Below are 9,811 nucleotides of genomic sequence, written 5' to 3' on the forward strand. Positions count from 1 at the left end.
CGTGTAACGAAAATGACATATTGGTTCGCTACACTTAGCCCCAGATTGAAAACATCATATGTATTCAAACGGACTAGAACACAACTATCAACTACCAGGTGAAAACGATATGAAAATAAAGAGTATAGCGCTTGCGGTAACACTGGCACTTGGTGCAAGTAATATCGCAATGGCACAGGAAACTTCATCAGCTGTTCGTGGTGTTGTTACGACAGAGGCCGGTTCAACAGTAGCTAACGCCACGGTAACGGTTACAGATAAACGTAACGGTACTACCAGAACAGTGACTACCAACGAAACAGGTACTTTCTCTGCCCGCGGTTTGCAAGTTGGCGGACCATACTTATTAACAGTAGTAGGGCCTACTGGCCGTACTCAAAATATTGATAATGTTTTTCTGACCTTAGGTGAAACTCAAAACCTGAATGTCGTTATTCAACAAGCTGATGTTGAGCGGATTGCTGTAACTGGTTCAGCAATGACCAACTCTGCCTATGGTAGTAAGAGCCCTGTTGCAAATTTCGGTTTAAATGATTTGGAATCTCTGCCTGCCATTAACCGTGACTTGACTGATGTCGTCGCTGCAGACCCGCGCATATATATCGATGCTGGTTTTTCTCGTGGTATTCAGTGTAATGGCGCCAGCCCACGCTTCAACAGCTTAACTGTTGATGGCGTTAAAATGAATGATAACTTTGGTTTGAACAGCAATGGTTATCCGACTGAGCGTATGCCGTTTTCTTACGATGCATTGCAACAGGTCGCAGTTGAGTTTGCCCCATTTGACGTAAAATACGGTGGTTTTACTGCCTGTAACATCAACGCCGTAACAAAATCAGGCGGTAATGAGTTTAAAGGTTCAGTGTTCTACGACTTTACCAACCAATCGTTGCAGGGTGATAAACTTGAAGGTACTTCGCTGGAGCAAGATGATTTTGATGAGAAGCGCTACGGTATAAACCTTGGTGGTGCTCTGATAAAAGACAAGCTGTTCTTGTTTGCTGCTTACGAGATGTATGAAGGTGCTGATACCTTTACCCGTGGTCCTGCAGATACCAATGCCGGCACGCCAGTTGCGGGTTTAACGCAGGCTAACTTAGACCGTATTGCGCAAATTGCTCGTGATGTTTACGGTTACAACGTTGGTGCGCCGATCGGTTCGTCACCGGTTGAAGATGAAAAACTGTTGGTAAAACTTGACTGGTATATCAACGATGCGCATCGTGCAGCTTTAACTTACAACTACAACGATGGTGGTTCGGTGCGTGAGTCGGATGGCGCGGCGTTCAACTATGAATTTTCTGACCACTACTATGATCGTGGCGCAGAGTTTACATCATATGTTGCTCAGGTGTTTTCTGACTGGACTAACGAGTTTTCAACTGAATTACGTTTAGGATACTCAGAGCTTGATAACCGTCAGGTTAACATAGGCCCCGGCGGCTTAGGTGAAGTTCAGGTTCGTGCCAGCAGCAACCCGCGCTCAACTGTATTTATGGGTGTAGATGATTCGCGTCAGTCTAACAAACTAAACTACGATACCACTTTCCTGAAACTGGCTGGTACTTATTCGGTGGGTGACCATCTGATTTATGCTGGTTATGAATTCGAAGAGTACAACGTGTTTAACTTGTTCGTGCAGCATTCAATTGGTGAATACCGCTTCTATTCAATCGATGCGTTTGAAGCCGGCACACCAAACGAGATTTACTACGGTAGTGGTGCCGGCACCAATAACCCGGCAGATGCAGCAGCCAATTTTGGCTACGCAGTTCATACCTTGTACGCTCAGGACGAATATTACTTTTATGATCACGACCTGACCGTTACTTTCGGTCTGCGTTATGACTGGTATAGCAGCAGCGACAAGCCACGGGTAAACGATAATTTTGTTAATCGTTACGGTTTTTCTAACGACAATACTTTCGATGGTGAAGGCTTAATTCAACCACGTTTGGGTATCAACTGGAATGTTAACGACCAACTGGAAGTTCGTGGTGGTATTGGCTTGTACTCTGGTGGTAACCCGAATGTATGGTTAGCTAACGGTTATCAGAACGATGGTGTTACACAAATTCAGATCACTGATCGCTCACCTGGTATCAACCTGTTTGACGTGCCGTTAAGTGGTTCAGGTCGTCCGTTGTTTGATATTCCGCAGTCTTACTTTGATGAAGTGGCTGATGCCTCTGGTGACAGTGCTGTAAACGCAGTTGATCCAAACTTCAGCCTGCCGAAAGAATGGAAATATGCACTTGGCGCTACTTATACCTTTGATGAAGGTACGGTAGTGATGGCTGATATGATGTACACCGTGTCGAAAGACCAGTCTATTGTACGTGATATCTCACAAGTACAAACAGGTACTTTGTTTGACGGTCGTCCGGTATATTCAAGTGTTGAAGGCAATCGCTCAGGTGACTACCTGTTAACTAATGCCAGTTCAGACGCCAAACAGTTCTCGTTTAGCACCTCTGCCAGCAAAAGTTTCGATTTCGGCCTGGATATGACTTTGGCATATGCCTATATTCAGTCTGAAGATTCGAACCCAATGACCAGCTCGGTTGCTGGTTCTAACTTCGGTAACTATGCACGCAGCGATTTTAATAATCCTGGAACTGCTACTTCAAACTACGAAACACCGCATCGCTTTACGTTCAGAGCGACTTACAAGCATGACTTTTTTGAAGGCTATACCACTTCAGTTAGTCTGTTAGGCTCGCATAACAAAGGCCGTCCATACAGTTATACCTTTGAAGGTAGAATCGCAGGTGATACGTCAACAGGTCGTCAACTGTTATATGTACCTACCGGCGTAAGTGATCCAAACGTCGTTTGGGGTGCAAACGAAGATGGTGAAGCATTTGATACAGATGCGTTCTTCGCCTTTGTTAACAACAGTGGCTTAAGCAAATATGCTGGTGGTATTGCAGATCGTAACGAGTTCTACAGCGATTGGTGGACTAAGTTTGACTTACGGGTAACGCAGGAGTTACCTGGTTTCATGCAAGGTCACAAAGCTAAAGCATTCTTTGTTATTGATAACCTGACTAACCTGTTAAACGATGACTGGGGCGTCTTATACGAAGCAAGCTTCCCGCAAACTGCTTCAGTTGTTGATGCCGATATTAATGCCCAAGGCCAATACGTGTTCAATGAGTTTACTAATCGTGACCCTCAACGTCGTGTAGCTACACCGTCGCTGTGGCGCATGACAGTAGGTATTGAATACAAGTTCTGATAATTGTTTCTGCTGTAAATGAAATGCCCGCTTAAAGCGGGCATTTTTTTTAGCTGTTTTTATTTCTATCTGCAGCATTATTAGCGATAATCGCCAGCTGTTTTCTAGAAAGTAGGCGATGTTGTGGCTAAAAATACTATTATTGCTATTGCCGGGGCTTCGGCATCCGGTAAAAGTTTATTCGCATCAACAGTTTATCAGGAGTTGGTTGCTGAGTTAGGTGGCGAGCGCATTGCAATTTTATCTGAAGATGCCTATTACCGCGATCAAAGTCACTTGTCTTTCGATCAGCGCGTTTTAACTAATTACGATCATCCTTCCGCTTTTGAACATGCTTTACTGGTCGAACACTTACAGCGTTTACGGGCCGGACAAAACATTGAGATGCCGCAATACAGTTACAAGTTGCATACCCGGCTGGATGAGACTATTAAAGTGCAGGCTGCAAAAGTCATTCTGGTGGAAGGTATTTTGTTACTTAACGACGAAAAGTTACGTCAGCAATTTGATATCAGTGTGTTTATGGATACACCATTAGATATTTGTTTGTTGCGGCGAATTAAGCGTGACCTGGAAGATCGTGGCAGAAGCCTGGCTTCGGTTACCGAGCAATACGAGACGACAGTGCGTCCGGCTTTTTTTGAGTTTATCGCACCTTCTAAACAACATGCTGATTTAGTCGTTACCCGGGGTGGTAAAAACCAGATTGCTATCGATATTATAAAAGCAAAAATTCGCCAGCTACTGGCAGAATAATAATAATCAGGGAATAACGTATGATGGGAATAGTGGGCATTTTTGCCTTGTTACTGGTGGCTATTGCTGCCTCAGCGCATCGCAGCCGGATTAACTGGCGCACTGTTGGTGGCGCATTTGCTATCCAGTTGGCAATTGGTGCTTTTGTTCTATATGTGCCTTTTGGCCAGGACGTGCTTTACAGCGTATCGCAAGTTGTCGCTAATGTAATTGGCTATGCTAATGCAGGGATACTTTTCTTATTCGGCGACTTGGGCAGTTTTTCTCAGGGCTTTATTTTCGCTATTCATGTGTTAACTATTATTATCTTTTTCTCTTCATTAATTGCTGTGCTGTATCACATCGGCCTGATGAGTTGGGTTATTCGGTTAATTGGTGGTGGCTTGCAAAAGTTACTGGGTACCAGCCGGCCGGAATCTATGTCAGCTGCCGCTAATATTTTTGTAGGTCAGACGGAAGCGCCGTTAGTAGTTAAGCCATTTATACCGACAATGACCCGTTCAGAGCTATTCGCAGTAATGGTGGGTGGCCTGGCGTCAGTGGCCGGTTCAGTGCTGGCGGGGTATGCCGGTTTAGGTATTGAGCTGAAGTACCTTATTGCTGCTAGTTTTATGGCTGCTCCAGGCGGCTTTTTAATGGCAAAGATAATATTGCCGGAAACTGAACAACCTAAAAACGAGTTGACTGAAATAAGCACTGAAAAGCCGCATACTAATGTTATTGATGCTGCAGCTGCAGGGGCCTCAAGTGGTATGCAGCTGGCGTTGAATGTGGGCGCCATGTTGTTAGCCTTTGTCGGTTTAATTGCGCTGGTAAATGGTATTGTTGGTGGAGTTGGCGGTTGGTTTGGTATAGAGAACCTGACGTTACAGCTAATATTCGGTTATGTGTTTCAACCTCTGGCTTTTATTCTGGGCGTATCGTGGGACGAAGCCAGAATGGCGGGTAGCTTTATTGGCCAGAAGTTGGTTATTAATGAATTTGTCGCATACCTTGATTTTGTGCAGGTGAAAGATCAGTTAAGCGCGCATACCCAGGTGATAGTAACAATTGCCTTGTGTGGTTTTGCTAACTTTTCTTCAATTGCTATTTTATTAGGTGGTCTGGGCGGTATGGCTCCAGGTCGCCGGGCCGATATTGCTGAGTTGGGCTTAAAAGCCTTGCTTGCTGCAACATTGGCTAACTTAATGAGCGCTGCAATAGCAGGGTTCTTTTTTTCCTTAGGCTAAAAAACAGGTCTTTTATATGACACAGCAAGTTCCAACGTTAGATATAAGACGGTTTGCCACCGACAAAGATAACTTTGTTGCCGAAATTGGCAAGGCCTACACTGAGTTTGGATTCTGTGGCATTAGTGGTCATGGTATTTCAGATGAAGTGGTAGCAAATACTTACAATGCAATTAAACAATTCTTTGCGTTACCAAATGAGGTAAAAGCAAAGTACCACAAGCCAGGGCAGGGTGGTGCACGCGGCTATACAGCAGTTGGGGTTGAGAAAGCCAAAGACTCTAATCACCCTGATTTAAAAGAGTTCTGGCATGTCGGTCGTGAGCTTGATGGCCCTGCACCACATCCCAGTTTATATCCTAATATCTGGCCTGCTGAAGTGCCCGGTTTTAAGGATGCCACCTATACTCTTTTTGCTGAGTTAGAGGCGTTAGGTAATCGCGTGCTTGAAGCCTTAGCGTTATTTTTAGGGCAGCAGCAAAGCTATTTTGCTGATAAAGTGAATTATGGCAACTCTATATTGCGGCCCATTCATTATCCGCCGATAAAGGATACGTCTACTGAGTCTATCCGCGCTGGTCAGCATGAAGATATCAATTTGATTACTTTGCTGGTTGGTTCAAATGAAGCCGGTCTGGAAATCCTGCGTCGTGACGGTAGCTGGTTACCGGTAACCACTATTGAAGGCACTATCGTTGTTAATATTGGCGACATGCTGCAGCGGCTGACGAACCATGTACTTCCTTCTACTACCCACAGGGTAGTGAATCCGGCGGGAGCGGCAGCGGGTGAGCCACGTTACTCTATTCCGTTTTTTATGCACCCGAATCCGGACTATGTAATCGAAACGCTTGATACGTGTATCAGCGAGGAGCGGCCCAATCGCTATCCGGAACCAATTAACTCCAACGACTACTTGATGCAGCGGCTGGAAGAGATTGGTTTGCTGAAAAAAGCTAAGTAAAACGAGCTCTGCTCAGCAAATAAGCGAATGGATAAAAACGAGCAGAATAGTTGAATTCAGTAGTTGACTAGTTTATTTGAATCGCTATACTGCTCGCCATGTTCAGCACCTGGTGTTAAACATATGCAGATGTGGTGGAATTGGTAGACACGCAAGCTTCAGGTGTTTGTGCTCAAAAGGCGTGAGAGTTCGAGTCTCTCCATCTGCACCAAATTAACCGGCCAAGGCCGGTTTTTTTACGCCTGCAATTTACCGTTTTAGTTCGATGCGGCGGATAAAGTCTTCTACTAAGATATCGTACAGCTTATTACCCAGGTGCAAGTCTTCCACACCATCATCAATATTCGGGTTGTCATTCACCTCGATAACATAGACCTTATCGCCATCTTGTTTTACATCTACCCCATACAGGCTGTCACCGATTGGTGCGCAGGCACGAATAGCCGCATCTAATACGTGGGCCGGTACTTCATTAACGGCACAGGTACTAAAACCACCACTTTCGGTTTTCGCCTTGCCATGTTTATATATTTGCCAATGATTGCGAGCCATAAAATACTTGCAGGCAAAAATAGCCTGCCCGTTTAACACTCCAATACGCCAGTCATACTCTGTAAAGGTATAGCGCTGAGCCAGAATAATGGCGCTTTGTTCAAATAGCGTCGCCAGAGTAGAGCGAAACTCGGTGAGCGTCTTAACCTTAATCACGCCTCGGGAAAAGCTCCCATCCGGTATTTTTAATACCAGTGGTAGTCCCAGGTTGTCGGCGGCACGCTCCAGATTATCTTCGTCCTGTTTAAATAGCATCAGGCCATCGGGCATTGGCACTTTATGTTGTTCAAATAATGTATGCAGATAAACTTTGTTACCACAACGCAAAATAGAGCTGGGATCATCTACCACGGCTAAACCTTCACGCTCAGCTTTTTGTGCCATGTGAAAAGTATGATGGTTAACTGCAGTCGTTTCCCTGATGAACAGACCATCAAATTCAGCAATTCTATGAATATCTTTAGCGGTTATTTGTTCAACGTCCATCGCTGCTTTCTTTGCTGCTCTGACAAACAGTTCAAGTGACTTTGGTGTACACGGCGGAAATTTCTCTTTGGGGTCAACTAACACAGCTAAGTCATACTTAAACTTGCGGTTAGCGGGCTCAAGTCGCCAGATCTTGTGACTGTATTTTTCCAGAATATTACCAAACAGGCTTTGCTCAGTTTCGGTAAGTCTGTTCACGCTGCCGATTTTCAGCGTTTTCACCTGCCAGCTGGTTTTCTTTTGTAGCTCAACCCGTAATATCGGTACCGGGAAAGCTTCAAACAGGAAGGAGGCCACTTTTTTTAACGCTTTATGCTCAGTCTCGCCAAAGTAAATATTAAAAGTCAGCTGACTGGCGGTTTCGTCCGCCAGAGCCTTATTAAGCTGCTGTAGCAGTGCTAAAGGCACTTCATCGGCGATATCTGCAATTTCATGACGGTTAAACTTATTAAAAGCCCGCACCGAAGGCATAACATTATGACCACGCGCCTCAGCCAGTAATGAACAATAATAGCCACTGCCCAGATAGTGTGACTGGCGGCAGAGGTTAATTACCCGCACCCGTTGTTTTTGTTTTGCAGACCATTTTAAATATGCGGGTAAACTCATTACACCGTCATATTGATGGAAAGGCGCCCAGTCCTGAGCTTTATCTACTATTATTATCAGTTTCGCCATGTATCCTCCTGTTAGCGTGTCCAGCCTGACTGATTATCGCCTTGAATGACAGCAAATTATTTTTCAGCATAGCATCAGAATTTCTTACTGGCATTTCAATTGGATAACTGTTGTGATGTAACTACCAGTTAATACTGGCAACCGATGTTTAAAGGATAACAATTAATGTCTGCGCCGTTAGTTAAGTTAGAAAAGGCTTCTGGTATCACCCTGAGACCTGCAGCTTTGGCTGATGTTCCAATGTTACAATTGTTAGAACAGCGATGCTTTACTTCTGACCGTCTTAGTGTTCGTAGCTTCCGTCGTTTTATTACTGAAAAACGCAGCGATTTAACAGTCCTGGAGATTAATTCTCAGCTTGCCGGCTATTTTTTGCTTATTTACCGGCGGGGAACCAGCCTGGCACGGTTATATTCTATAGCGGTAGATCCTGCATTTCGTAAGCAGGGCATTGCTGAAAAACTCATGGTTGAAGCTGAGCAGCTGGCTGCCAGTCGACACTGTGCGTTATTAAGGTTAGAAGTACGTAAAGACAACAATGCGGCAATAAAGCTGTATCAAAAGTTGCAATACCACGAGTTTGCCATTAAGCATGACTTTTATGAAGATCACTCAGATGCTATCTGTATGCAGAAGCAGATTATTCAGTTTAATAGCGATTCTGTCTCCCGTCAGGTCCCATATATATCGCAAACCACACCCTTTACCTGCGGCCCGGCAAGCTTACTAATGGCATTTAATTATTTTAAGCCAGGCGCGTTCGACCCTTACCAGTTAGAAATTGAACTATGGCGTGAGGCAACTACCATTTTTATGACAAGTGGCCATGGCGGTTGTGGGCCGCGTGGACTTGCTCTTGCTGCTAATCGGAGAGGCTTTGCAGTAGAGGTTTATGTTAATAATGATGGTCTGCTGTTTGGTGATAGTGTCCGCAGTGAAGTAAAAAAAGCGGTATTGCAGCGGGTGCATGAATCTTTTAAGCAGCAAACAGAGCAGCAGCAGATAACCGTTCACCATGCAGAGCTCACTGTCAGTGCTATCAGGCAACACCTCCAGCAAGGTAAATTAATCATTGCCCTGATTAGCACCTGGCAGTTTGACAAAAGCAAGGCACCGCACTGGGTGGTACTTTGTGCTGCGGATGATCACTTTATTTATATTAATGATCCGGATACTGCTGATATTCCCTGGTTATCGACTGCTGAACGGCAATACATTCCAATAGAGTATAAAGTTTTTAATAAAGCATTTAGCTATGGCAAAAAGCGCCTGAAGGCGGCGGTTATTATTGGAGTGGATTAAAATCAGTCAGGTTTTGTAGATATTTTGGCTAAATTGCCTGCTTTATATGCGAACGACTCGTTACAGCAGGTTTTTAGTGAGTTACTGCTTGCGCCTATTATAAAACCCCCTATAATGCGCGCCATGCCGAGGGGGGCTGCGCTAAGCAGGCTGCAGGTGAAACAAACCAGATTGCAAAAATCTTTAAAAAAGACCCTTGACAGTCAGGTTTAAATCACTAAAATGGCGACCTCGCTTCAAGGTGGTAACGAAAGCCCTGAAATGAGAAGTTAGCTAGAAAGAGTCAAGCGTCATGAAGTGTTTTGATAAAAAGATAAATCATTACGCTTGACTTAAAATCTGGGAAGTGTAACATACGCCTCCCGCTTCAAACGAGTTTGAAGCACGCTCTTTAACAATTAGCAATCAATTATCTGTGTGGGCACTTATGATGATGTTCGTGTAAAACGAAAAAAATCAGTATGAGTGACCAAATGTAAGATTTAGTCAGTAATGCTGAGCTGAGACTTTTGTCTCGAAAAAACTTTAATTGAAGAGTTTGATCATGGCTCAGATTGAACGCTGGCGGCAGGCCTAACACATGCAAGTCGAGCGAATGAGGGG

General features: G+C 44.5%; 6 protein-coding genes, 1 tRNA gene and 1 rRNA gene. 7 read left to right on the forward strand and 1 reads right to left on the reverse strand.

What is annotated here, in order from left to right; all coding sequences use genetic code 11:
- Nucleotides 1–109 precede the first annotated feature (109 nt).
- The 5 genes from H141_RS0112925 to H141_RS0112945 all read left to right on the forward strand — a co-directional run bounded on the left by H141_RS0112925 (nt 110) and on the right by H141_RS0112945 (nt 6,401).
- Nucleotides 110–3,241 (forward strand): TonB-dependent receptor, encoded by a 3,132-nt coding sequence (locus tag H141_RS0112925; protein ID WP_019676700.1) that lies wholly within the window; start codon nt 110–112, stop codon nt 3,239–3,241.
- 123 nt (nt 3,242–3,364) lie between these two features.
- Complete coding sequence (udk, locus tag H141_RS0112930; RefSeq protein ID WP_019676701.1) at nt 3,365–3,997, forward strand: uridine kinase; 633 nt, start codon at nt 3,365–3,367, stop codon at nt 3,995–3,997.
- Nucleotides 3,998–4,017: 20 nt separating this feature from the next.
- Nucleotides 4,018–5,226 (forward strand): NupC/NupG family nucleoside CNT transporter, encoded by a 1,209-nt coding sequence (locus tag H141_RS0112935; RefSeq protein WP_019676702.1) that lies wholly within the window; start codon nt 4,018–4,020, stop codon nt 5,224–5,226.
- 16 nt (nt 5,227–5,242) lie between these two features.
- Nucleotides 5,243–6,190: an isopenicillin N synthase family dioxygenase gene (locus H141_RS0112940; RefSeq protein WP_019676703.1), complete on the forward strand. Its 948-nt coding sequence runs from the start codon at nt 5,243–5,245 to the stop codon at nt 6,188–6,190.
- Between the two features lie 125 nt (nt 6,191–6,315).
- Nucleotides 6,316–6,401: transfer RNA gene (locus H141_RS0112945), tRNA-Leu, on the forward strand.
- 38 nt (nt 6,402–6,439) lie between these two features.
- Here the strand turns inward: H141_RS0112945 and H141_RS0112950 are convergent.
- Complete coding sequence (locus H141_RS0112950; protein ID WP_019676704.1) at nt 6,440–7,906, reverse strand: RimK family alpha-L-glutamate ligase; 1,467 nt, start codon at nt 7,904–7,906, stop codon at nt 6,440–6,442.
- Nucleotides 7,907–8,071: 165 nt separating this feature from the next.
- Here H141_RS0112950 and H141_RS0112955 point away from each other — a divergent pair, with 165 nt between their 5' ends.
- Together H141_RS0112955 and H141_RS0112965 are read left to right on the forward strand one after the other, a co-directional pair.
- Nucleotides 8,072–9,208, forward strand: a complete 1,137-nt coding sequence (locus tag H141_RS0112955) for a GNAT family N-acetyltransferase/peptidase C39 family protein (protein ID WP_019676705.1) — start codon at nt 8,072–8,074, stop codon at nt 9,206–9,208.
- Nucleotides 9,209–9,734: 526 nt separating this feature from the next.
- Nucleotides 9,735–9,811: ribosomal RNA gene (locus tag H141_RS0112965) — 16S ribosomal RNA — on the forward strand; the annotation flags it as partial.

The organism is Arsukibacterium perlucidum DSM 18276, from assembly GCF_000382165.1.
Classification (GTDB): domain Bacteria; phylum Pseudomonadota; class Gammaproteobacteria; order Enterobacterales; family Alteromonadaceae; genus Alishewanella; species Alishewanella perlucidum.